The organism is Pseudoalteromonas sp. Scap06 (assembly GCF_013394165.1).
Classification (GTDB): domain Bacteria; phylum Pseudomonadota; class Gammaproteobacteria; order Enterobacterales; family Alteromonadaceae; genus Pseudoalteromonas.
Genome location: NZ_CP041330.1, coordinates 886,733 through 912,434, shown reverse-complemented (window position 1 = coordinate 912,434; position 25,702 = coordinate 886,733). Strand labels below are relative to the sequence as shown.

Here is a 25,702-nt window from a genome sequence, read left to right as displayed (position 1 = left end):
TTTCATGACAATTAGCCAAGACTTATTTAAACGAGCTCAAGACTCTATTCCTGGTGGCGTAAATTCACCAGTGCGTGCTTTTAATGGTGTAGGTGGTACTCCGCTGTTTATTACTAAAGCACAGGGCGCGTTTACATTTGATGCTGATGGCAACCGTTACATTGATTATGTGGGCTCTTGGGGTCCAATGATTATGGGCCACAATCACCCTGAAATAAAACAAGCAGTACATGATGCGGTAGAAAATGGTTTAAGCTACGGTGCACCTACCGAAGCTGAAATTTTAATGGCTGAAAAAGTTAAAGAGCTAGTCCCATCTATCGAAAAAGTACGTATGGTAAGCTCAGGTACTGAAGCAACAATGAGTGCAATTCGCTTAGCTCGTGGTTTTACTGGTCGTGACAAAATTTTAAAATTTGAAGGGTGTTACCACGGCCATGCAGATTCACTGCTAGTAAAAGCCGGCTCTGGTGCATTAACTATGGGTGTACCTAACTCTCCGGGCATTCCTGAAGATTTAGCTAAGCACACACTCACGGTATCGTTTAACAATATTGAAGAAGTGAAAGCGATTTTTGCTAAATACGCCGATGAAATCGCGTGTATTATTGTTGAGCCAGTTGCAGGTAACATGAACTGTATCCCACCAGTACCTGGCTTTTTAGAAGGACTGCGTGAAGTCTGTGATCAGTACCAATCTGTGCTTATTTTTGACGAAGTAATGACAGGTTTTCGTGTAGCCCTTGGTGGCGCTCAGGCTTACTACAACATCAAACCAGACTTAACCTGTTTAGGTAAAGTAATTGGTGGTGGCATGCCAGTAGGCGCGTTTGGTGGTAAAACAGAAATTATGGATTACATCGCACCTGTAGGCCCAGTTTATCAAGCGGGTACACTTTCAGGAAACCCAATTGCTATGGCTGCAGGCTTAAAATCACTTGAGTTACTAAGTGCACCTGGCGTTCACGAAAAATTAGAAGCTATTAGTAAAGCGATTTGTGAAGGCTTTGAAGCTGCAGCTAAGAAAGCAGGCATTGCCTTAACGACTAACTACGCTGGCGGCATGTATGGCTTTTTCTTTACTGATGCAGAAAAAGTAACTACTTACCAACAAGCCACTGAATGTGATTTAGAGCGCTTTAAAAAGTTCTTCCACTTAATGCTTGAAGAAGGAGTTTATTTAGCACCTTCAGCGTTTGAAGCTGGTTTTGTTTGTGCTGCGCACACAGAGCAAGAAGTTCAAGCAACAATTGAAGCGGCAGAGCGCGCTTTTGCTAAGCTATAAGTACACTTTATAACGTTATTAATTACGTATAAAACACAAATTAATAATAAAAAATTGAAAAAGAGCCCGAAAGGGCTTTTTTTATTTGTAAACGCTTATATTTGAATAATAATTAGACTTTATACGGTCTATGTAGCCTAAATCAATTATAAGAGAAAACTATGTCAGGATTAAGACACTTAGCAGCCCCCGCCATCACACTCATGGCAAATTTAAAATATAAAACAAAAATTAGTGTTGTGTTTGGAATTTTATTATTACCATTAGCGCTGAGCTTATTTTTTTTAGTGTCTTTGCTAGGTAACAGTATTAGTGTTTCGCAAATGCAGCAACAGGGCTTAAAAGGTTACCATCGCATCTTAAGTAACCAAATAGATGGCAACACAGATAAAAATCCACAAGTTGCGCGTGCGTTAGGCTATCAAATCAATAGTACTAAAACTCAGGATATACTCGAGTTTATTTCTATTGAATCTAACTTAGCGTTAGATAACCAGCTTGCAAGCTCCTACCTTAACCGCTCATTAGTACTGCCTTTACCCTCGCTAATTGTCCAAATTAACTTACTAACACGAAGTGCAAACACTGTGATCGATAATAATCGATTTACTCCTGAAACCTTTATTGCGCTATCTAACTTAAATAAATCGTTACCCCTTTATGAAAATCAATTATATAAAACACTTAAAGTGGCAACCGATGCTGATAGCACCGTGAGCGAAGCCTTATCTGCGCCACTAAAACAATTACACAGCGCAATCAATACATTTAAAAACGCCATAGAAAAAAAATTACTCGAACCTGACAACATAGCCTTAACAAAAGCAGAATTTGCGAAGCTCACTAACAATGTAAACACGAGTATTAATACGCTAATTGAAAAAAGTATCCCAACTCTTGAGAGTCTTATTGAAAAAAAATACGCCTCACAATTGTGGATACGCAACTTAGTATTAGCGGCCTCTGTGATCAGTTTGCTATTTGCTTTATATCTTATGGTCGGCTTTTACTTTGTTGTAGTTGATACTATTACCCAATTTGCTCTTTGTGCAGAGCAAGCAGCCAATGGCGATTTAAACTCGAAGATCAATTCAAGTACTCACGATGAAATGGACATCATTGCCCAAAGGTACAATGCTTTATTACGTGCTTTTACACAGCTATTAGAGAAGGTTAAAAGCAGCACACATTCACTATCTGATGCAACCTACTCCTTATCTCATGTAAGTAGCCAAACGAGTCAGGATGTAGAAAAGCAGCAAAACCGCGTTAATGCTATTAACTCAGCCCTAAGTAATATGAGCCATAGCGCACACAGCGTTGAGGACTCAGCTAATAAGGCAATGCTCACAGCTCAAAAAGCAACAAAACATGTTAAACAAGGCGCAGATAACACGATGGAGCTGGCTAAATACATGCAGGACTTAAAAGTTGAATTTACACACAGCCAGCAATCGCTTAATAAGCTTGCCCAAGATAGCCAAGAAATAAGCAAAGTAAGCAAAGGGATAAGTGAAATAGCCGAGCAAACCAACTTGCTAGCACTTAATGCCGCTATTGAAGCCGCTCGCGCAGGAGAGCATGGCCGTGGCTTTGCAGTTGTTGCAGATGAAGTAAGGACACTCGCTAAACGCACACAAACGCAAACCCAAGAAATACATCAAATTATTAGCTCGTTGCAACAAGCATCTGAAGATACACAGCAAAAAATGCATTCTAGTGTAGAAAAAATGGAGCAATCTGTTGATGCCGCAACACAAACAAATCAAGTGTTACAAGATGCAGAATACAGTATGAATATGATTAAACAACAAGGAGAAGAAATAGCCCTGCGAGTAAAAGAGCAATCACAAGCTACGGCACAAGCTCTAGGCGACTCAGAGGAGGTGAGTAACCTAGCTAATCATACGCTTAGTTCGGCACAGTCTTCCTTACAGGATGCTCAGCGATTACAGCAACTATCGGATGATCTGACTAAATCAATGCAATTTTTTAAATCTTAAAAAATTAATAATTGCCCCGTCCTGAAATAATTTGACGGTTTTAATGAGGGGCTTGGTGTGTCAGTACCAAGTTTTTTTATACACTTGATTTGGTATTTTCATACCCAAACTTAAGTACGAACGCATTTCATTTTATATGAATATCAACTCCTCAACAAGCAGCTTAACTCTACCATGTATAACATTTATACAGTAGGAATATTACTTTAATATCCCGTTTCTACGCTCTACTCAGGTGTTTTGATAACAGTTATATCCGTCATCGATGGCTTAATTCTCTTTTTAAATAACTCATCTTGATATACTTCAGAGCAACACTGTAAACCTCTATCTGAATGATGAATCGCGTCACATTTAAAAACGCTATGCTTAATCGTCATATATAGCGCTTTCATTTCATCACTCAGCTCATAATCCATTATTCTCCGACTATAACTATCAGTTACTAATGACCGTTAATATATGCTTTGCGCTTGCTTTTGTGTGAAGTCACCTTTTTCTACTTACTTAACAACGGATAGTTTAAAGCCTAATGTACAATCTCGTTGGGTACGCTTAGCGCCCTTAATTTCAATGGTCTTCATAAATAGATCCTAAATGTGTAAACGCATTTCAGGACAAAAAAGCTTTCGCATAAAAAAAGCCCTTTCGGGCTTTTTTATTATTTATATTATTGTGATGCTATATAAAGTTTAGAATCGAGCTTCAAACCCTATACGAACATAACGTGGAGTCTGCCAAGAGTAAGCAGCGTCATGGTAAGCATTAACTTCGCCTTCATTTTGCTCGTAATGCTCATTCAAAGAAGCCTCTGACTGACTATTTAATATGTTGAACACATTGATTGATGCTCTCATATCAATATCTGAAACAGTAAAGTCATATGCAGCAGATAAATCTAAGTTAAATGTCCATGGTGTACGACCATTTGTACCACGGTCATGCTTCTCATAGATTTTTTCTTCTTGCTCACATTCACCATTACCATTGGTATCAGGACACTCATTTGTGTAAATGTAGAAAGTATCACCCCAACCACCATTTAGATTTGGATCTTTTGACGGGTAACCTTGGCCGAATAAACTTTTAGGACGACCACTTTGTAATGTTGCATTCCAACCTACAGTCAAGTTTTCAACTGGCTCCCAACTACCAAAAAATTTAAATGTATGACGACGATCATTAGGTTGATAACCCTGAGAGCCATCCATTACAGCTGGGAAGTCGAAGTCTTGTGTAATACCCGCATCAGCTTGGCCAATATCGGATTTAACAGCACCTTCAAAGTTACCAACACTTCGTGCCCATGTATAACCAAACTGGTAACGAATCGTATCAGCCTGATAATTTAAGTTAAACTCTACGGCGGTATATTCATTATTAGCCTTAGGTAAACCAATAGTGTCGGCAGAGTAAGTCGTTAGTGAACCTTCATCTGGAACACCGTCGTTATCAAAGCTTGAATCACCCCAATCAGTACCATTCCAATAGTAACCATCACTATACCAGCTAGAAGATGAACCAGGATTAATCATCACACAATATGGGTAAGCATAACGACCACAGTAATCATCTAATGCAGTAGCAACTTCACGATAAACACCTTTAATACCAACAGTATACTCATCATTTAGTGCTTGCTGTACACCTAAAATATATTCATCTTTTGAAAATGGTTCGGCTTCTTGCGCTTGGAAAATATCTTTTTCTGGGATAACCGGAACACCACTTACTTGTTGTGAGTTTGCTAAACCGCCTGAGCCAAGAGTATCTGCCAAAGGAGCCAAACCTGTAGGTGCTCCTGTCGTTGCATCAACACCCGTATACGTGTAAGCAGTAGTAATATCACTTACCCCAGAAGCTGCACGGAAAATAGTGTTATTTGCTACAGGTAAGTAATAACGTCCATAAGTACCATATACTTTAGTGTCGCCAGTGCTCGTTGGATCCCACGTGAAACCTAAACGAGGAGCAACATCCGTTTTGAAGCTTGTAAGTAGCTTATCTGTTGTGCCCCAACTATCAAACTCATCTATACGTAAGCCAACAGTTACCGCAAAATCATCTGTTACTTGCCAATTATCTTCTATGTAATAAGCCGTAAGCTCTGACTTAAAGCTACCGCCACCATCAAATACTCGATCTTCAACGTATTGCAATACATTACCAGTATTGTTTGTTAATGCGCCATTATCAGCTTGAAAACTGCCGTTAGCCGCTAGTGTACGGTAATCATAACTGTGGCCACCGATAGGACGACTCACACGCTCAGATTCACGCTCTTGATAATCGATACCAAAGCTAATCTGATGGTCTTGCCAAACATACTCAATATCAAGGCGGTACTGAGTATTTTCATCATTATTTGCACCAAAGCTACCACCAGCACCACAACCAGTGATTGGATTAGAAGTACCACGAGAATCTGTAATACTTGGGCAAATTAAGTTTTCTGATTGCGTTTCATACTCAGTCTCAATTGTACCAGCCATTGCTGTGACAACTAAATCTTCAGTTAGTACACCTGTGTAACTCAAGCTTTGCGCTTCGCCACCACGCTTAAGTAATGCACCATCTTTGCGGTCGCCTATAACACCGTTGTTGTAATCATAAACAGAACGCTCAATATCACGACGATTTGAATAAGCAAAATAGCTTAAGCGATGGTTTTCATTAATATCCCAATCGAGTTTACCACCCCAGAATAAATTATCTCCGCCAGATGCAGATTCTTCTCGGTACTGATCGTTCGGTGAAAATTCATCTCCACCCCAAGTATAAGACGACTCAGTATCACGCGGGTTTATTAAACCATAGAAAAAAAGTGTGTCTTCAATAAGTGGGCCACCAACAGCAAGTGTAACGTCAGTCTTGTTATCAGAGTCATAGCTTTCATCTCTGAAAATTTGACCTGCTCCATTATTGCCACGAGAAATGCTGCCCTCTTCTTGCAAAGAATCAGGTTGGTACTGAACTACAGCAGAAAATTCCCACTCGTTAGTACCGCCTTTTGTAGTTGTATTAATAGTACCACCAGTAGCTCGGCCAAACTTGGCTGAATAACCACCGGTTTTAACTTGAAATTGGTCATAGAATTCAAACGGGACTTCGCCACACCCTAAGCCTTGGCGAGTATTAGTAACTTCTAACCCGTTAATATAACATGCATTTTCAGCAACAGAAGAACCACCAAATGACGCTGTATTTCCAAATGCGCTATCACCTTTTACAGCCCCAGGTGCTAATAATGCAACTGATGTTAAATCACGATTAATTGGCATTCTGTCAATTTCAGCATCTGTAATAACTAGGCCCGAATCAGCTGTTGAAAGATCTATTGATGAAATACGAGCACCAACAACTTGAATTACCTCTGGGCCAGAAGAATCGAAACTGTTTAGGTCAAAGTTAGCTTTTGAATTGGCACCTAAAGAGACTCTAACGCGGTCTTCAGCAACTACAGCATCGCCTTTTAATATTTGTATCTCGTAACTACCTGTAGGCAGAGAGGCAAAGCGAAAGGTACCTTCACTAGAAATACTTAGAGTTCGCTCTAAACCAGTTGCAGGGTTTTTAACTTTTACAGTGTAAGAACTATTATCATTAATATTATTTACAGTTCCTATTACATCAGATGCCACAGCAGGTAATGCTAGGCCTAAGGATGCTGATACGGCAATTGCCGTTATACTTTTCCTAAATATTGATTTCATTATTTATCCCTGTTTGAAATTATAATTATATGCCTTAAAGGCATATTTATAATATGCTTATGAAACAAAAATGCAAACAAAAAAACAACAAAGTTAACAAAAAACAAACAAATACCCATTCCTTTAAACTAACAACAGGTGAACAATATTTATACTATAAAAATAAATAAAAACATTTCACTAGTCCTTTATTAAAGAAATCCATAAAAAAAAGCCCTTTCGGGCTTTTTTATTTTTATTACCTAGCGAATACACTGGGGTCTTGGTTTAAACTCACTGGCCCTAAGTGGTAATTGAATCACTTTGCCACACCCTGGTGGTGCTTGCTTCCCCGTTTGCTCGTTTACAAATGCCCACCGAATTGAAGGTGGACGAGTATCGGCAATGGCTTGGGGGTTTAGCGGTTTTAAATAACGAATATAGGTTTCAAGCGCGCCGACACTACCAGTCAAACCAGTGCTTTTATTATCGTCACGACCTAGCCAAGCAACAGTCACTGTATTTTGATCAAACCCGGCAAACCAGCTATCGCGTAATTCGTTACTGGTACCTGTTTTACCTGCTAACTGAATCGACGGAAAATGTAAATTTAAGCGCTTAGCGGTGCCATCTTTAGTTACTCGCTTCATAGCGTATTTGGTCATGTACATGGCATCTTTATCAAAGCGTTGTTCGTTACTCACTTTATGCTTATAAAGTACTTTACCAACAGAGTCAGTTAATGCCGAGATAGACGTCAGCTCTCTGTATTCGCCATCAGCAGCAATAGTGGTATAAAGCTGGGCCACTTCAAAACTCGACATTTCAATAGCCCCTAATAGCAGCGACGGGTATTCATTAATATGGCCTTTAGCACCTAGTCCTCTGAGTGTATTAGCAACTTTATCAACCCCAACATCAAGCCCTAAGTTAACTGCCGGAATATTAATGCTGTGGCTGAATGCTTTATAAAGAGGCACGGCGCCTCGGTATTGATGATCAAAGTTTTCTGGCTGCCATACTTTTCCCTCTTCGTTGGTGACTTGCACGGGTGAATCATCAAGCAATGTCGCTAAATTATAATGAGGAAGCTGCAGTGCACTTAAATACACTGCCGGTTTAACTAATGAGCCAATATTGCGCTTGGTATCAAGCACCCGGTTAAACCCTGAATAGCGCACATCACGTCCAGACACTAACGCTGATACACCAGCTTTTTCAACATTAACGGAGATCATTGCCGCTTCTAATTCTTTGGTATTTGGACGCCTTTCCAAATAAGGTAAACTGGCCTTAATCGATTCTTCCATTGCGGTTTGTTTTTGCAAGTCAAAGTAGGTAAATACGCGCACTCCTGCATCTAATACTTCTTGATCAGGTAGCAGCTGTTTCAACTCGCGATTAACCAACTCTAAGTAACCTGGGTAAGACTTTTGTAAGCTGGCTTTTATTGGCGCAATATCAATTGCGCGCTTTAATGAGGCTCGATACTCTTTAGTGGAAATAAGTTTGTTATCGACCATTAAACGCAGCACTAAGTCACGACGCTCCATAGCACGTTCTTTATAACGTCTAGGGTTATAATAAGAAGGGCCTTTAACCATGGCCACCAGCAGAGCAATTTGGTCGTACTCAAGTTCATCAACGGGTTTTGCAAAGTAAAACTCAGCAGCCAGCCCCATCCCATGTACTCCTTGGTTATAAGACTGACCTAGGTAGACTTCGTTTAAATAGGCTTCAAGAATCTGATCTTTTGAATAACGATAATCAAGAATAAGCGCAATAAAAGCTTCATTGATTTTACGTACTAATGAACGTTCACGGGTAAGATAAATATTTTTAGCTAGCTGTTGCGTCAGTGTGCTGCCCCCTTGCACGGTTCTTCCTGCGCGAATATTGGTATATAAAGCCCGTAAAATAGAAAATACCGATACCCCATGGTGATCATAAAAATCGCGGTCTTCGACCACTAACAAAGCATTTTTAAGCATGTCAGGAAATTTATCTAATGGCACAAATTCGCGGTCTTGTTTTGAGTCATTACCTATACGGGCTATTTGTACAGGCTCTAATCTGGCAGTGTTTAAGCGACGACCGAATTTATCTTTAATACTGGCAACCTTTTCTCCAGAGAAACGTAGTTCAATTACGTGAGCATTTTCTAAACCATCATAAAATTCAAAATCACGACGAAAAATCTTAATACTATTAGCTGTTTTAATATATTGCCCTGTGCGGCTTAAGCGATTAACTGCCGTGTAATTTAAACGTTTAAGCTCCCATAAAACTTCTTGCTCAGATAAAAACTGCCCAGGAAAAAACGTCATTGAACGCGCATACACTTGGGCTGGAAGTTGCCATTTATTGCCTTCAAATTGGCGGGTGATTTTTGCATCAAGATAAATAAAGTAAAGTGCTACAGCGATGAAAGTCGCCAGACTCAGTTTCCAAAAAATAGAAAACAACGTTTTTAAAAATGGCCGTTTAGCCGAGCTTGCGGTTTTTTTTGCAGCACTTTTTCGCGCTGATGTTTTAGATGACTTAGTAGCGCGCTTAGTCGAGGGTTTACTGGTCGGTGTTTTCTTTTTTTCAGCCATTTAAGTGTAATACATTCCAAAGGTTGATTTAACGCGAGGAGCTTATCACATTACTCTAACACCTGAAAAATTAACCCTTCCTGAAATCAAAAAAGCCCTAACTGAGTAGGGCTTTGATTGAACACACAATACTTTTACTTTTAATTACTTCTTACTGAAACAAATTCTGGGTAAGCATCAATACCACAATCATGTTGATCCATACCGTTTAGCTCTTCCTCTTCGGTAACACGAATACCCATAGTTTGTTTTAAGACTGCCCAAACAATGAATGATGCGATAAACACAAAGCCAATGATACATAGTAAACCAATTAACTGTGCCACAAGGTTAGCCTCGGCATTAGTAACCGGCACTAATACCACACCTAATATGCCACATACACCATGCACAGAGATGGCACCTACAGGGTCGTCAATTTTCACTTTATCAAGTGCCACAATGCTTAGTACAACCAAAGACCCACCTAGTAGGCCATATAAACACGCCATTAATGGTGATGGTGATAATGGATCTGCAGTAATAACCACTAAGCCTGCAAGTGCGCCATTAAGTACCATGGTTAAATCTGCCTTACCCCATAATAATTTACATAAGAACAAGGCTGAAATTGCACCCATAGCTGCAGCAGCATTGGTGTTAAGTAGTATTTGACCTACTGCAGTTGCATTTTCTTTATCTGAAATTAATAACTGTGATCCACCGTTAAAGCCAAACCAACCCATCCATAAAATAAATGTACCCAATGTAGCAAGTGGCAAGTTTGAACCTGGAATTGGGTAAATTTCACCATTTTTACCATATTTACCTTTACGTGCACCCAGTAGAATTACACCCGCAAGCGCTGCAGCTGCACCGGTTGCATGGACAATGGCAGAACCTGCAAAATCAACAAAGCCTAATTCAGATAGGAAGCCGCCACCCCATGTCCAGTAACCTTCAATTGGGTAAATTAATCCTGTAAGTACTACTGTAAACACTAAGAAAGCCCATAACTTCATACGCTCCGCTACGGCGCCAGATACAATAGACATAGCCGTTGCAACAAATACTACTTGGAAGAAAAAATCAGACTCTAGTGAATGATCGGCGTCTGCCGCCTGACTACCTATTAGGCCACCAAATGAAGGAATTATTCCGCCTTCAACGTTGTCTACATACATAATGTTGTAACCGACCAACAAAAACATAGTACAAGCGATAGAATAAAGTGCGATATTTTTAGTTAGGATTTCTGTAGTATTTTTTGAGCGCACTAAACCAGCTTCTAACATTGCAAAACCAGCTGCCATCCACATAACTAAGATGCCAGAAATTAAAAAGTAAAACGTATCGAGCGAAAACTTCAGCTCTATAATTGTATTTTCCATGTTGCCCCCTTAAATTGCGTCATCATCAAGTTCGCCTGTACGAATACGGACGATTTGATCTAGGTCGTAAACAAAAATTTTGCCGTCACCAATTTTGCCCGTTCCAGCAACTTTGGTAATGGTTTCTACAACGCGTTGGCAATTTTCACTTCGAGTGGCAATTTCAAGTTTAATTTTAGGTATAAAGTCAACTTGGTACTCTGCACCACGGTATAACTCTGTATGACCTCTTTGACGTCCAAACCCCTTAACGTCAACCACGGTCATTCCTTCGATGCCTAAATCAGCGAGTGCTTCACGCACATCATCTAGTTTGAATGGCTTTATTATTGCACTGATCATTTTCACAAAGGCCCCCTTAGGACACTAGCTTGTTATTGTATTTGCTCTATACAATCCAACCTTTGTGCCACCTTTAAATTACAAATAAAAACAGAGGGTTATTAAATTAAATAATATAAAAAACAAAAAAGCGCACCATTTAGGTGCGCTTTTTTTAAGCAAAATACAGAATTGGTGCGAGTCGATAAATACGCAAATAATCGTCTTTAACTAACCGTTACACTCCCAAATACACATTGATAATGTATTTAAGATTAAAGTTACTCTGTCGCATCGAAAGACAAAGCCGTTTTTTGAGCATCACTTAGCCATATTGACTCCATAGTTTGCACCACTCGAAAGTGAAACTCTTCATGGGTGAAGGGTTTAGTTAAAAAGTCATTCGCACCTGATTTAATAAATCGTGCAGCAACGCCATAACTATATACATCAGCTAAACCAATAATGGCCAATTGCTCACGGCTTTTAATATTTCGAATTGCTCTAATTAATTCAAAACCATTCATACCTGATAAGTTATGGTCAGTGATCACTAAGTTGATTGCCTGATCATGCTCAAGTATATGAAGAGCTTGCGCACTATTATCAACAGTAATGACGTCAAACAATTGTTTTTCGAGCATTTGCTTAACCAAGCTACTGCTCAATAAGGAATTATCTACAACCAGCGCTTTGCGCCCCTGGTTACGCAATAACTGTGCTACAAATTTTATGGCGTAAAGATAAGAGTCGCGATTATCTTTAATGACGTAATCGATAATACCTAATTCCAGCATTTTTAAACGTGTATGTTCATCTGTTTGCGTTGTCATCACCAACGTAGGGATACCTTGCGACAGTGTAAAGCGAGTTATATCAGTATCGATTTGACCACCAACAGATAAATCAACTAACGCGAGCGAATAACTAGTTTGATTTAGTAACTTTTTACATTGAGTAAGTGACTGAGCGAAATCAACCCGCACATCAAGGTAATGAGCAGCAATATGTTTGAGTACCTGTTTTACCCTTATATTATCTTCAACAATTAAAACCCGTTGCATAAACTCCCTTTCATTTACGTTCACCCTTTATGGTAATAAACCTAAAAATAAATCACTCTCAAGCATCCATTTAAAAACAATTAAAGCGACCAATAACTTAAAAAACTTAATTAATAATTAAATTTTTTAATCGCCTTAAACTTACAGTATGGCATACACATCAAGTATATTTCGCCTGTTTGCTATGTTGAGATTAATCTTAATTACATAAACTCAACGATTATTATCGGCAGCTAGTCTCAATACTTTTGTTTTTTACTCAAATATCGCTATAACTGCAGTACATAAAATAAAAAGGGTTAGTTATGAAATTTAGTCGAAGTCTATTTTTACCCATTGCCGCAATTGCACTTACATTTACAAGTGCAACGTTTGCCGATAATCAACGCCGTATTGATATCGACAGTAAAGTAGTTACTCAGCACAAAGCAAAAATAAATAACGAACGATTTTCTTATACGGTAGCAACAGGCACACAACCGGTATGGGATAACAAGGGAGATGCCATAGCAACCCTTCAATACACTTACTACACCCGCGATAAAGTAGATGACAGAACAAAGCGTCCATTACTTATTTCATTTAATGGTGGCCCAGGCTCAGCATCGGTTTGGATGCATTTAGCTTACACCGGCCCTCGTGTTTTAAAAATTGACGACGAAGGCTACCCAATTCAACCTTATGGTGTAAAAGATAACCCTTATTCGGTTTTAGATGTAGCGGATATCGTTTATGTAAATCCTGTAAATACAGGTTATTCACGTGTTGTAGAAGATAAAGACGGTAACCTTTTACCCAAAGATAAACAAAAAGAGCTATTTTTTGGCGTTAATGCCGATATAAAGTACCTCGCAGAATGGCTTAATACTTTTGTATCTCGAAATGAACGTTGGCGCTCTCCAAAGTTTTTAATTGGTGAAAGCTATGGTACTACTCGTGTATCGGGTTTAGCACATGAGCTGCAAAATAGTCAGTGGATGTACATTAACGGTGTTGTACTCGTTTCTCCTACCGATATCGGTATTAAACGCGACGGACCAGTAAAATCAGCTAACCGCCTACCTTACTTTGCAGCTACTGCATGGTACCACAAAGCATTAAACGCCGATTTACAAGCAAAAGATTTAGACGAGCTATTACCAGAAGTTGAACAGTTTACTGTTAATGAGCTCATCCCTGCGCTTGCAAAAGGCGGCTTTATTGCGCCTGACGAAAAACGTCGTATTATTAAAAAAATGGCTGAATATGCGGGTTTATCTGAAACATTTGTTAGTCAAAACAATTTAGATATTCCAACACAGTTTTTTTGGAAAGAGTTGTTGCGTGAACGCGGACAAATGGTTGGTCGACTGGATTCGCGCTATTTAGGCATAGATAAACGCGATGCCGGTGAGTCTCCAGATTACTGGGCAGAGCTTACATCATGGCTGCACTCTTTTACCCCTGCAATTAACTACTATCTTCGTGAAGAGCTTAATTACAAAACCGATATCAAATATAACTTATTTGGTAACGTTCACCCATGGGACAGAAGCGGAAATAATACCGGTGAAAATTTACGCTTAGCCATGGCTCAAAACCCTTATTTAAGTGTAATGGTTCAGGCGGGCTATTTTGACGGTGCAACCAATTACTTTGATGCCAAGTACACCATGTGGCAATTAGATCCAAGTGGTAAAATGCAAGATAGATTAAGCTTTAAAGGCTACCGCAGTGGCCACATGATGTATCTACGTCATGCAGATTTAGAAAGTTCTAATAACGATTTACGCGAGTTTATAATGCAGTCTTTACCCAAAGACGGTGAATCCGCTAAATACTGATTAGCTTATATCCACTTAAAAAAGTGATCACTTAGGTCACTTTTTTACTTATAACTGCGGCGGTTCGGTATGTGTGCAATTACCGGTGCGAATAACGGTTGGCTTTGCTATGTACTGCTTAGTAGTGAGTATTTCAGCAAGATTTATTAGCGTCTTAAGGGTACTTTTTAGGGCGATCCGATTATTTAACCACGTGGGTATCTTACCGCCTGGTAACGCATATACCTGATAACTAATGTGCAAATTTTTCGCCTGCTGAGTTAACAGCCACATTGCATCTAAGGTGCTTATTCTTATTACCCCTTTAGTTTTAGGTAAAAAATCTGGGCGCGCGTGAATACTAAGCTGCGTTTGCAACGAACTCACCCTTGTATAGCACGAATAAGTAATCACATCTCTATTGCTAACAGGCCACGGGCTATCAATATAACTGTAAACTAAGTTTTCTGAAGGGCTTAAAATTTTGAGTAACGTGACCTTAGTAATGTTTTCTATCCAGCTAGGGGCTGTATCGGTATCACTAAGTAAAGCAACTAAATCCTCTGCGGTGACATTGCTAACCACCGTTTCAGCTTTCATTTTCAAGGTATCGTCAGTTAAACGCTGAAAATAAACACTTACCCCTTGTTTACTTTCGTAAAGTTGCCAAGATGGCTGTGAACACACATTGGTAGCAAAACACAAAAGTGAAAGAATCATGCACTTTTGCAGCAAGGTCCGGCCACAAAAGTGCTTAGTCATTAAAGCCAATAGGGTTCTGTATCAAATGAAGCATGTCGACTTTGCTCCATGGCACTAACTAAAAAGTCAGATTTTTGTTCTAACCATAGTTGTATTTTTGCCAGTTGAGCATCTTCTTGCCCGCCACACAGCTGTTTTAAATAATCAAGCGTGCTTAACTCATACATCCCATGAGAAATATCCAGCCAAGGGAGCCTAAATTCTAATCGCTCATCTTTATTAAACAGTGCCCCTAAACAGTTACCACTGAGTAAACTATTTTCTAATTGAGTGCGGAAGTTTAAGTAATCATTGCCTGCTAAGCTTTGCTCTTTAGGCAATAAGCGATGTAAGTTTTTCCAATCTTTATCAAATAAGCGATGAGCAATATCTACAATAGGTTGCTCTGCATTTTGAAGCTCTGCTTGGCTCCAATCTTTACGCCACTGCTTATTTATCAGCCACGTTGTTAAGCTCAGCAATAAACGGTTGTAGCGGGCACTATGAAAAAGCGAAAAAATATCGTCAATGCTCGGCTGTAACTCTTTTAAATCGTTTATAACTTGCGTTAACGCAGGAGCACTATTTATTTTTTTATAAAAAGCATGGCGCTTAGAGGTATAAGTTTTTAACTGAATCGCATTTTCAACCCATGCTAATTCACTTAATAACCACTTTAGCTCTGTTCTGAGGTGATCGGTACTTTCTTTACTAACAATATCGTCAAACAACCAAAAGTTGTGTCTAATTAAACTAATGCCATCGGTTACCCGCTTTAATGTTTTTAAGCTCGGCTTATCGAAGTAGCATTGCTCGTGTTTTTGCACAAAGCGAATTCCAAACCCCATAGCTTCAATAAGAGCTTGCTCTTGAGTGACTTGCTTATTAAGTTTAACAAAGCCGATTGATTTACTTGGTTGTAGCGGTGTTTCATCCGCAAGGCGATAGCCTCTTGCTGCTTTTGAATAGAGCCCTAAACGAATGCTGTTTTGGCTCACTAATATATCTGCAAAAGCAAATAGCTCCTCACGACTACCTTCAACCAGCTCGATTTCAAGCTCGCTGATGATTTCTACCTTACCTGACGCAGCAATTTCACCTTTATCTAATACCACTTCAATTTTGGCACCATTTGGGGTTTCTATTAACCACGTACGGCGAATAAAATTAGTACTAAAAATAGGGTATAGATTTTGTGATATGGCATCAATTTGCATACCGTGAGGCCAAATTGATGAATCAAACGCCATTAGATTTGGTCGGTTTGTTTCTATTGGAAGATTGTATTCTGGGCGCTGATGTAAGCCCCCGACCACTTCTCCAGCTAGCTTAATTGTTTGCTCACAGCGCTCGTCTGTACAACGCGTTCTAAAGCCAATATCGAGTGCTCTTAACTCTCTGCTTGGTGTATCATAATAAGCATTTTGCAAACTTTTAGAAGGTTTGTTTGTGACTGTTTTTGCAAATTGAGTAATTAGTGAGGGGATCAGTGGAATGACGTCATCTGATACCAAAAATTTCAGTTCTATCTCAGTATCCATTAGGCTTGCGGATTACCCTTAAAATTAATAAGTGCTCAAAATAAACAAAGCAGCCCTATATTGCAAATTTTTTAGTCATAAACACGCAAGCAAAATGCTCTGGTTACAATATCTGTCTTGCTATTAAACTATTAAATCCATACTATCTATATACTTATGCGAAATAAAAATCACGTTCACAACGGACACTGCTAGATTAACAAGGTAGATAAATGCTAAAACACTGTTTACTATGGCTGCTTTTAACAGCCGCCCCGTTTATGAGCCAAGCAGAGGAAGCTCAATCAACGTCGCCGACTAATGCTAAAACAGCTTATATAATCGATAATTTGTATACTTTCATGCGCTCAGGTGCCAGTAAAGACTATCGCTTACTTGGTTCAATAGATGCAGGTACACAACTCACTTTATTATCTGATGAACAAAATGGCTTTATAAAAGTTAAAGATGATAAAGATCGTGAAGGCTGGGTAGAAGCTAAATTCATTAGTGAATCAGCGGGTTTAAAACAACAATACCAAGCCCTCAATAATGAAATAAGCACTATGCAAAATAGACTTCGCCAAGCGCAAGTTGAGTTACCTGAGCTGCAAGAGCAAAACACACAGTTAACCGAACAAAACGCGCAACTATTAGCACAAATTAGTCAGTTACAAGGTGAGCTTTCTCAAGAACAACAACTAAAACAAGCAACCAGCGCTAAAGAAAAACGCCAGCTACTTACTTACGGTGGAGCCATTGCATTTTTAGGTTTGTTCTTAGGGATTATCTTAACTATCGTGTTATCACGAAGAAAACGCTATGAAGGTTGGGCATAAGCTTAACTTAATATAGCAGGCATAAAAAAAGCATCATATGATGCTTTTTTTATGCCTGCTATATTTTATCTTTAAAAAAATACCTGCGTTATATATCTAAACGAAGCCCAGGGTCTTGTTTGATTTTTTCTATTACCATGTAAGTGTGGTGTGTGCCCACTCCCGGAATATCAACCAAATCACCTAATACTTCTCTGTATTCGTCCATGTTGGAAATGCGAATTTTTAATAAATAGTCATAACCACCCGCTACCATATCACACTCAACAACCTGCTTAATTTTAAGAATGTGTTCACGAAATACTTTAAATACGGCTGTATTTGAGGTAACTAATGATACCTGCACATGGGCCAATAAGCTTTGATTAAGTTTTTCCTCACTTAATTTAGCGAAATACCCTTCAATATAGCCCTCTTGCTCTAAACGTTTAACCCTATCTAAACAGGGACTGGGGCTTAAATTCACCTGCTTTGCGAGGTTAACATTTGAAATTCTACCATTGCGCTGCAAAACGTCTAAAATTGATATATCGATACGATCAAGCAGGCGTAATCTATTCGGATTAGTCATATCAGTATTTTATATGGATAAGTTAATAATATGCCCTGTAAATTATCGTAAAACGGCGAAATTAACCAGCATATTCTGCTGGATTTTAATTAGAATGCACGCTTTACACCAACAACATTTAGCGGTAATTAACAATTATCCTAAGTCTTAACACTCCTGAGGGTTGCTTATGTTATTCAATGGCGATTTAACAACGACTTGTCCGATCAGACAGAAGATCCGTGACTTTTACCGTATTGATGAAAATGCGGTTATTGATCACATTTTACCACTTGCAGAAGTCGGTGTTAAAGCACGAAGCCGTGCATGGGAAAGAGCTCGCCAAATAGTTTTAAACATTCGTAAAGACCAAGATGGTCAAAGCGGTGTTGATGCGCTATTAAATGAATTTTCACTATCGAGTGAAGAAGGTGTGGTATTAATGTGTTTAGCCGAAGCATTGCTTCGCGTTCCTGATAAAGCAACTCAAGAAACATTAATACGTGATAAATTAGCAAATGGCGATTGGAGCTCTCACTTAGGTAGTAGTGATTCTTTATTCGTTAATGCCTCGTCTTGGGGATTACTAGTAACCGGTAAAATGGTTAACTATAACGACAAAACGAAAGAGCAGCAGTTTGGCATACTTAAAAAAACAATTGGTCGTTTAGGCGAGCCAGTTATTCGTAAGTCTGTGAACTTTGCGATGAAGATAATGGGTAAGCAATTCGTAATGGGTCGTACCATTAACGAAGCAATTGAGCGCGCGGCTGAAAAAGAGCAAAAAGGCTATGTATATTCATACGATATGCTAGGTGAAGGCGCTCGCACAATGAAAGACGCTAAGCGTTATTTCGACAGCTACATGAATGCAATTCATGCTATCGGTAAAGCGGCGAATGGTCGTGGCCCGATTAAAAGCCCGGGCATTTCTGTAAAGTTATCGGCTATTCATCCGCGTTATGAATTTACTCATAAAGAACGCGTGATGGAAGAAATCGTTCCAAAACTAAAAGAACTTGCTCTTGCCGCTAAAAAATACGACATCGGTTTTACTGTTGATGCTGAAGAAGCAGACCGTTTGGATATTTCTCTCGATGTTATTGAAGCGGTATTTAGCGATGACGACCTTGGCGATTGGCAAGGTTTTGGTTTAGCGGTTCAGGCGTATCAAAAACGCGCTATTTTTGTTATTGAATGGCTAACAGACCTAGCAACCCGTGTGGGTCGTAAAATGATGGTGCGTTTAGTAAAAGGCGCATACTGGGATACCGAAATCAAAACCACGCAACAAGATGGTTTAGACTTCTTCCCGGTATTTACCCGTAAAGCAACCACAGATGTGTCATACAAAGCATGTGCGATTAAAATGCTTGAAGCACGAGATGTGCTTTACCCGCAATTTGCAACACACAACGCCTATACTGCAGCGACTATTTTAGAAGTAGCGAAAGGTGATAACCAAGGTTTTGAATTCCAACGTCTGCACGGTATGGGTGAATCTTTATTTGACCAAATCGTTAATGAAGAAAAAATCCAGTGTCGTGTATACGCACCAGTAGGCCAGCACGAAGACCTACTTGCTTACCTTGTTCGTCGTTTACTAGAAAATGGTGCTAACTCATCTTTTGTAAATGCCATTGTAGATACCACCCAACCGGTTGAAGCATTATTACCAGATCCTGTTGAAACACTGCAAGGATTACGTAATAAGTACAACACGCAAATAAAAATGCCAATTGATTTATACGGTGAAGAACGTGCCAACTCAAAGGGTATGGATTTAACTGATATTAACGTGATAACCCCGTTTAAAGAAAATTTAGACACTTGGTTTGAAGAGCACTTAATTGAAGAAAGCCAAGTACCAGAGGGCGCGCTGGCAGTTAAAAACCCAGCAAACCATAAAGAAATTATTGGCCATGTGAAATTACAAAATAGCGATGAAATGAAAGTGTTGCTAGCCAACGCTGAAACCGCTTTTGAATCATGGTCACAAACGCCAGTAAAAGAGCGCGCTAATTTATTGCGTCGCGTTGCTGATATTTTAGAGCGTCATCATGATGAACTTGTTGCTATCTGTATCAAAGAAGCAGGTAAAGTGGCACAAGATGGTATTGATGAAGTACGCGAAGCGGTTGATTTTTGTCGTTACTACGCTGCCCGTGCTGAAGAGCTTGCTCAAGATGAGCGCTTTGAAGCTCGTGGTGTGATTTTATGTATTAGCCCATGGAACTTCCCACTCGCTATTTTCTTAGGTCAAGTTGCAGCTGCTATCGTTACGGGTAACACTGTAATTGCAAAACCTGCAGAACAGACGAGCTTAATTGCCCTACGCGCTATTGAATTAATGCTTTCTGTTGGTTTACCTGAGCACGTTGTACAGCCTGTGATTGCTCGCGGTAGCGAAGTAGGTAAAACCATTGTGCCAGATGAGCGCATTCAAGCTGTTATGTTTACAGGTTCAACTGAAACGGGCACGCTTATTTCGCAAACATTAGCTGCACGTAACGATATTCAAGTACCTTTAATTGCAGAAACTGGCGGTCAAAACTGTATGATTGTTGACTCAACTGCGCTTCCTGAGCAAGTTGTTGATGATGTTATCAGTTCTGGTTTCCAAAGTGCCGGTCAACGTTGTTCGGCATTACGCGTGCTCTTTATTCAAGAAGATGTTGCTGATGGCATTATCGATATGATCAAAGGCGCACTTGCTGAGTTACATATTGGCGACCCATCATTACTCTCTACAGACGTAGGCCCTGTAATTGATGAAAAAGCGCTGAAAACACTTAATGCTCATGTTGAATACCTAAAAGGTAATGCAACACTTCACTACGAGTGTAAAATTCCTGATAACAGCGAAAATGGCGCATTTTTCTTTGCACCACGTTTATACGAAATCAAAGACTTATCGGTATTAAAGCGTGAAGTATTTGGCCCATGTGTACATGTGATCCGCTTTAAAGCGAGTGAGCTTGATAGTGTTGTCGACCAAATTAACAACACCGGTTACGGCTTAACAATGGGTATTCATTCTCGTATTGAAGAGCGCTGTGAACACCTAGCTAAAATGTCGCGCGCAGGTAATGTTTACGTAAACCGTAATATGATTGGTGCGATTGTTGGCGTGCAACCATTTGGTGGCCGTGGACTATCGGGTACTGGCCCTAAAGCCGGTGGACCAAACTACCTACAACGCTTAATTAAAGAAAAAGCATCACCAGATAACGTACAAATGACTAACCTAACGCCAGACGAGCTTGATTTACACCACTACAGTGGCGCAAATGAGCAAGTAGAAAAGCTAATGGTTAACTCTATGCGCGATGAAAAAATTTGGCGTGCAACACCACTGAATGATCGTGTTTCTGCGGTGCGTCAGTTATTAGCGAAAGTAGCAACCGTTGAAATTATTGATGATCTTGCAGACGATTTAGCGTTAACGCTTGCCGATGCACGTGCTCAGTTAAACCGCTTAGAAAAGCACATGCGCAAATATACAACCTTACCGGGGCCAACGGGTGAGTCAAACACTCTTCACCTTGAAGCACGCGGCTGTGTAGTATGTTACGCAGATAAGAGCACCTCATTTAACTTTTGGGCACTATCGATTATTACCGCGCTTGCTGCTGGTAACACGGTAATAACGGTAGCATCTGAAATATTTTATGATGAAGCGGTTGCTTTTAGAGATAAGTTTATTGCGACTGGCGTTGCTGAAGGTGTTTTCCAAGTAGCTAAACCAAATCAATTACAAGCGATATTGGCGCATCCTCACCTAGCCGGTGCGGTAGTTGCTGCACGTTCTTCTCGCTTAGGCTACTTCAGCCAACAGCTTGCACAACGTAAAGGCGCAATACTACCAGTGATCAGCTCTGAGTATTACGACACGCTAATTAAGCGCTTAATTACTGAAAAAACAATCAGTATAGACACGACGGCATCAGGCGGTAACACCTCGTTGATGACCCTTGTTGAAGATGATGAATAGCAATTAATGCATTAATCTAAATAAAGGCATCTATTTGATGCCTTTTTTATTCCTATCTACGCATTTATTTGTTAATTTAAAAAATAATAACTGTTAATTAGAGTTCACTTTGAAAATCATTCCTACTTCACAGCTAAAGCCTGGTATGTTTGTACAAAAAGTTGTTAAACAAACTGGTAGCATTAGAATAAAAAACCAAGGCTGGGTTAAAACTCAAAGTGGAATTGATAAATTAATAAAATCAGGAATTTTAGAGGTTGAAATCGACCCTGATAAAATGCTCGAATCTGAAGCACCTGAAACACAAGCAACCTTACCTACTCAGCACGAAATCAAAAAGCGCGATCCTTGGTTAATTACCCACAGTGCTGAGCAAGAAATGAGTAAAGCTAAAAAGCTTTACGATGAAGCAAAAAACCTGCAAACCAAAGCTTTTGGCGATATAGAGTCTGGGCGTACTGTTGATGTTGCGCCTTTTAAAGAACTGGCTAGTGGGTTTATTGACTCCGTATTTAGAAATCAAGATGCTCTAGCGTGCATTACACAAATGCGCCAAAAAGATGCCTATTTGTTAGAGCACTCGATAAATGTGTCTATTTTGATGAGTATTTTTGCCAAACATCTCGGTATTGAAAAAGCAATTATTGAAGAACTTGCCACTGGCGCTCTTTTACATGATATGGGAAAAATAAAAATCCCTGATGCTATTCTCAACAAACCAGGTCGTTATACGGACGAAGAATTCAAAGTGATGCAGAATCATGCGCTCTTTAGCAAAGAGATACTAGAAGACGCAGGATTAACGGGGATTGCCGTAGATATTGCAGGTATGCATCACGAGCGTTTAGATGGTAAAGGCTATCCCTTTGGCAAACAAGGCAATGAAATAAGCCAGTACGTTCGTATGGCGTCTATTGTTGATGTTTATGATGCATTAACCGCTGAACGGGTTTATAAAGCAGGCATGGAGCCAATTAGAGCATTTAAAATTTTAAAGCAAGGCTGCCCAGATAGCTTTGATGGGGTGCTACTTAATAAGTTTATTCAGTGCATTGGTATTCACCCTGTGGGCACACTGGTAAAACTCTCAAGCCAAAAGGTGGGACTCGTTACTCAAAGCAATCCAGCAACACCATTAAAGCCAGTAGTAAAAACGTTTTTCAATGCAAAACATGGGCGTTACACTGAAGTTCAAGACGTTGATTTAGCAAATAAAAGAACGAAGGACACGCTTGAATCAGCAATAAAACCCAATGAATATAATATAGATTTAGAAGGCTTTTATAAGCACTCTATCTTTAGTTAATTGGCCACTATTGTGGCCAATCTTGCAAGGCTTTTAAGCTAAATTCATAACCATCGAAATCAAGTACGCTCTGATCTGGCGCTATTTCTAACAGCTTCAACGCACCAATAGACTCCCCTTCATATAGCTCTCTGCCATTGAGCTTTATCCAGCGTTTATCCGCAGCTGAAGAATAAATGTGCGCCTGATACTTAATACTTGGTAACATACTTTGTAAGCCATCAGGAAGTAGCTCAACAGGCTGTACTCGTGATGAAAGGCGAGAGCCTTGAGTTACTTCATAGTCGGCTGTTGTTTCTGTACTATTAACGGCTTGCGCAAACGCATTTTTCAGCGTATCGGGAACCGTATCAAGTTCATCATTTGACTCTGGCTGCGCAGGCACATTTTGATTAAGTGGTTTACCTAACACCTTATATTTACTCAACTCATCTGCAGTAAGTGTTCTTTTCGCTGATTGAGTTGGGACACTTTGCGGTTGACTGCTCGGTGATTGAAAACTAGATGAAGCGTTATTCTGCGTCGAGAAATTTTGCGTTTGCCCTTGAGACGCTTGATTAACGCTCATAGGTAAATATTGTCCTTGTGGCGTCAGCAACATTTGCTGTACACCCGTTGGGGTTTGTACATAAACCAACTGCCCTGCCAGCGGCACAGAATTGTTAGGCGCAGCTGTTACAATGGGCGCTTGAGGAGTTGTTACTGTTTGAGCAACCGTTCTTTGTACTTCCTCTGCATTTGTTGTTGGTTTTTCTACAACCCCTGACTCTTTTTGACTAAGGTCATTTTGAACAGGCTCATTTTTAACGGTTACATTTTCTTGTTGCGCCCACTTGCCGACAAAGAAGCCACTGGCCAATATACCCGTTGCCAATAAACTTCCTGCGAGTAAAAAACTAATTCGACGATAGGTCATCAACTGGCGTTGTTGTTTTAATTGTTGCGCTTGCAAGTCATATTGCTCAGCGCTCATGGTATCGTGCTTTGACTGCTTTAACGCATCTAATAAATAAGACATGAATCACCTAACTAAAAAATAAAAGACAGGCCAATTCCTGCACCAAAAAGCATTAACGCAGCAGCGCTATAAGGCCAAATCGAACCTGTTTTACTCACCTTATTATTTGTAACAATAAAGTCGATAGGTAAAGATTCACTCGCCGCTTGTTTAACAATATCACTGCCAACAATTTCTTGTTGTTTCGAAAATGCCCCTACTAATGCGCGTTCACACACCAGATTCATTAATCGTGGCACACCGCCTGTGAGCTGATGCACCATTTGCATTGCTTCCATTGAAAATATTTTCTTGTCACAACCTGCAATATGCAGCCGATGTTGAATATAAGCAATGGTTTGCCCTGGTGTTAGTGCTAACAAGTGATATCTGGCAGTAATACGCTGTGCCAGCTGCCTTAACTCATTTCGCTTTAGAAGTACCTGTAACTCAGGCTGCCCTACTAATACTATTTGTAATAACTTTTTATGATCCGTTTCAATATTGGTTAATAAGCGAAGTTGTTCTAGCACATCAGGGGCAAGCAATTGTGCTTCATCAATAATCAAAATAGTATGCCCCCCCGCTTTATTATTAAACTCAAGGTGCTTTTTAATCACATCCGTTAAACTTTTCAGGGTTGCATTTTTGGCGTCGTAAGTTATTTGTAATTCATCGCAAATACTGGCTAACAGTTCAAGTTCTGATAACGCAGGATTATGGATCATTGCTACTTGGGTATTTTCAGGCAGTCGCTCTAACATACTACGCGTTATGGTGGTTTTACCCGTACCCACTTCACCTGTTAACAGCACAAAACCACCGTCTTCACCTAACCCATAAGTAAGGTGTGCTAATGCTTCTTTGTGGCGTTCACTTAAAAATAAGTAATGGGGGTTAGGCGAAATTGAGAATGGCTTTTCTTGTAAACCAAAATAGCTTAAATACACCTTTATAGTCCTTGGTCGTTAATTCACGGCCTATAATGGCAAAAAAATAGCCTGGGTGACAACTACAACCAGGCTTTATTATTAAAATAGTGTAAATAAAAAGGCTAAACTAAATAAAAGCGCATTTTTAGATTCGCTAATACATTAATTAACTACTTCTCATAGCGTACTAGGCGTAAATATACGTTACTTGTTTTAGCATGTAAGCTATTTAAACCACTGGAAAATTGATAAACCCATGCCGAATTTATATTGCTAATACCTGAGGTGTTAGACCAATAATTTTGCGACTGCGTTGCTAAAAAAATATCCGCATTAATACTTGGATCGGTACAACGGTGATCTACTATACTGGCTAACTCTTTAATACTTGGTACTTGCCAGTCGTTATAATCTGCTGTGCTGTCATTAACTGCGCCTTTAAGTGAAGCTTGCCAATTTAGTGGCTGAGTATCACCATCGCAGCTAGTTGTTTCGCTATTATAAACTTGGCCATAATTACAGCGTTGCCACATCAGCCCTGTTTTAGTATCTGACACAGTGCCATCAATATTAATCACAAATCGGTCGGTATCATCGCTAGTCGCAACTTCTTCATAACACTGCTGCGCTGCAAGTGACTGGCTCAATCCCAAGGCTAATAACATAGAGACTTTAATTAATTTCATAAT

The 25,702-nt window shown here is 39.7% G+C and carries 17 protein-coding genes and 1 pseudogene; 6 read left to right on the top strand and 12 right to left on the bottom strand.

Annotated elements, in window-relative coordinates:
• Positions 1–4: 4 nt before the first annotated feature.
• Both hemL and FLM47_RS04135 read left to right on the top strand, forming a co-directional pair.
• Positions 5–1,285 (top strand): glutamate-1-semialdehyde 2,1-aminomutase, encoded by a 1,281-nt coding sequence (gene hemL / locus FLM47_RS04140; protein WP_069440337.1) that lies wholly within the window; start codon positions 5–7, stop codon positions 1,283–1,285.
• A 161-nt stretch (positions 1,286–1,446) separates the two neighbouring features.
• Positions 1,447–3,288: a methyl-accepting chemotaxis protein gene (locus FLM47_RS04135; RefSeq protein WP_178955355.1), complete on the top strand. Its 1,842-nt coding sequence runs from the start codon at positions 1,447–1,449 to the stop codon at positions 3,286–3,288.
• 60 nt (positions 3,289–3,348) lie between these two features.
• Here FLM47_RS04135 and FLM47_RS18820 read toward each other — a convergent pair.
• The 6 genes and pseudogenes from FLM47_RS18820 to FLM47_RS04105 form a co-directional block, all read right to left on the bottom strand.
• Positions 3,349–3,740: pseudogene (locus tag FLM47_RS18820) on the bottom strand (IS3 family transposase); the annotation flags it as partial.
• A 240-nt stretch (positions 3,741–3,980) separates the two neighbouring features.
• Positions 3,981–7,001 carry a TonB-dependent receptor gene (locus tag FLM47_RS04125; RefSeq protein ID WP_178955351.1) on the bottom strand — a complete coding sequence of 1,007 codons (3,021 nt, stop codon included), beginning with the start codon at positions 6,999–7,001 and terminating at the stop codon, positions 3,981–3,983.
• Between the two features lie 242 nt (positions 7,002–7,243).
• A complete protein-coding gene (mrcB, locus tag FLM47_RS04120; protein WP_178955349.1) occupies positions 7,244–9,577 on the bottom strand; it encodes a penicillin-binding protein 1B in 2,334 nt (777 codons plus the stop codon).
• A gap of 140 nt (positions 9,578–9,717) precedes the next feature.
• Positions 9,718–10,947 (bottom strand): ammonium transporter, encoded by a 1,230-nt coding sequence (locus FLM47_RS04115; protein ID WP_054202014.1) that lies wholly within the window; start codon positions 10,945–10,947, stop codon positions 9,718–9,720.
• A gap of 9 nt (positions 10,948–10,956) precedes the next feature.
• The gene (locus tag FLM47_RS04110) at positions 10,957–11,295 is read right to left on the bottom strand and encodes a P-II family nitrogen regulator (protein WP_010391070.1); all 339 of its coding nucleotides are present in this window, start codon (positions 11,293–11,295) and stop codon (positions 10,957–10,959) included.
• Between the two features lie 254 nt (positions 11,296–11,549).
• A complete protein-coding gene (locus tag FLM47_RS04105) occupies positions 11,550–12,332 on the bottom strand; it encodes a response regulator (RefSeq protein ID WP_178955347.1) in 783 nt (260 codons plus the stop codon).
• A gap of 305 nt (positions 12,333–12,637) precedes the next feature.
• On the opposite strand from FLM47_RS04105, the gene FLM47_RS04100 reads away from it, so the two are divergent.
• Positions 12,638–14,155 (top strand): S10 family peptidase, encoded by a 1,518-nt coding sequence (locus FLM47_RS04100; RefSeq protein ID WP_178955345.1) that lies wholly within the window; start codon positions 12,638–12,640, stop codon positions 14,153–14,155.
• A 48-nt stretch (positions 14,156–14,203) separates the two neighbouring features.
• Here the strand turns inward: FLM47_RS04100 and FLM47_RS04095 are convergent, their stop codons facing one another.
• Both FLM47_RS04095 and FLM47_RS04090 read right to left on the bottom strand, forming a co-directional pair.
• Entirely contained in the window at positions 14,204–14,896 is a 693-nt protein-coding gene (locus tag FLM47_RS04095) for an START domain-containing protein (protein WP_178955343.1), read from the bottom strand.
• A complete protein-coding gene (locus FLM47_RS04090; RefSeq protein ID WP_178955341.1) occupies positions 14,896–16,416 on the bottom strand; it encodes a CYTH and CHAD domain-containing protein in 1,521 nt (506 codons plus the stop codon). The genes FLM47_RS04095 and FLM47_RS04090 overlap by 1 nt, the downstream gene beginning before the upstream one ends.
• 212 nt (positions 16,417–16,628) lie before the next feature.
• On the opposite strand from FLM47_RS04090, the gene FLM47_RS04085 reads away from it, so the two are divergent.
• The gene (locus FLM47_RS04085) at positions 16,629–17,234 is read left to right on the top strand and encodes a TIGR04211 family SH3 domain-containing protein (protein WP_138605653.1); all 606 of its coding nucleotides are present in this window, start codon (positions 16,629–16,631) and stop codon (positions 17,232–17,234) included.
• Positions 17,235–17,322: 88 nt separating this feature from the next.
• On the opposite strand, the gene FLM47_RS04080 is transcribed toward FLM47_RS04085, so the two are convergent.
• Entirely contained in the window at positions 17,323–17,805 is a 483-nt protein-coding gene (locus FLM47_RS04080) for a winged helix-turn-helix transcriptional regulator (protein WP_178955339.1), read from the bottom strand.
• Positions 17,806–17,974: 169 nt separating this feature from the next.
• Here FLM47_RS04080 and putA point away from each other — a divergent pair, with 169 nt between their 5' ends.
• Positions 17,975–21,778 carry a bifunctional proline dehydrogenase/L-glutamate gamma-semialdehyde dehydrogenase PutA gene (gene putA / locus FLM47_RS04075; protein ID WP_138605655.1) on the top strand — a complete coding sequence of 1,268 codons (3,804 nt, stop codon included), beginning with the start codon at positions 17,975–17,977 and terminating at the stop codon, positions 21,776–21,778.
• Positions 21,779–21,887: 109 nt separating this feature from the next.
• Positions 21,888–23,084 (top strand): HD-GYP domain-containing protein, encoded by a 1,197-nt coding sequence (locus FLM47_RS04070; RefSeq protein ID WP_178955337.1) that lies wholly within the window; start codon positions 21,888–21,890, stop codon positions 23,082–23,084.
• 7 nt (positions 23,085–23,091) lie between these two features.
• Here FLM47_RS04070 and FLM47_RS04065 read toward each other — a convergent pair whose 3' ends face one another.
• From FLM47_RS04065 to FLM47_RS04055, 3 genes are all read right to left on the bottom strand, one after another.
• Positions 23,092–24,102, bottom strand: coding sequence for a general secretion pathway protein GspB (locus FLM47_RS04065; protein ID WP_178955335.1), 1,011 nt, complete (start codon positions 24,100–24,102; stop codon positions 23,092–23,094).
• 11 nt (positions 24,103–24,113) lie between these two features.
• Complete coding sequence (locus FLM47_RS04060; protein WP_058154289.1) at positions 24,114–25,031, bottom strand: ExeA family protein; 918 nt, start codon at positions 25,029–25,031, stop codon at positions 24,114–24,116.
• A gap of 152 nt (positions 25,032–25,183) precedes the next feature.
• The gene (locus FLM47_RS04055; RefSeq protein WP_178955333.1) at positions 25,184–25,699 is read right to left on the bottom strand and encodes a DUF1566 domain-containing protein; all 516 of its coding nucleotides are present in this window, start codon (positions 25,697–25,699) and stop codon (positions 25,184–25,186) included.
• Positions 25,700–25,702 lie beyond the last annotated feature (3 nt).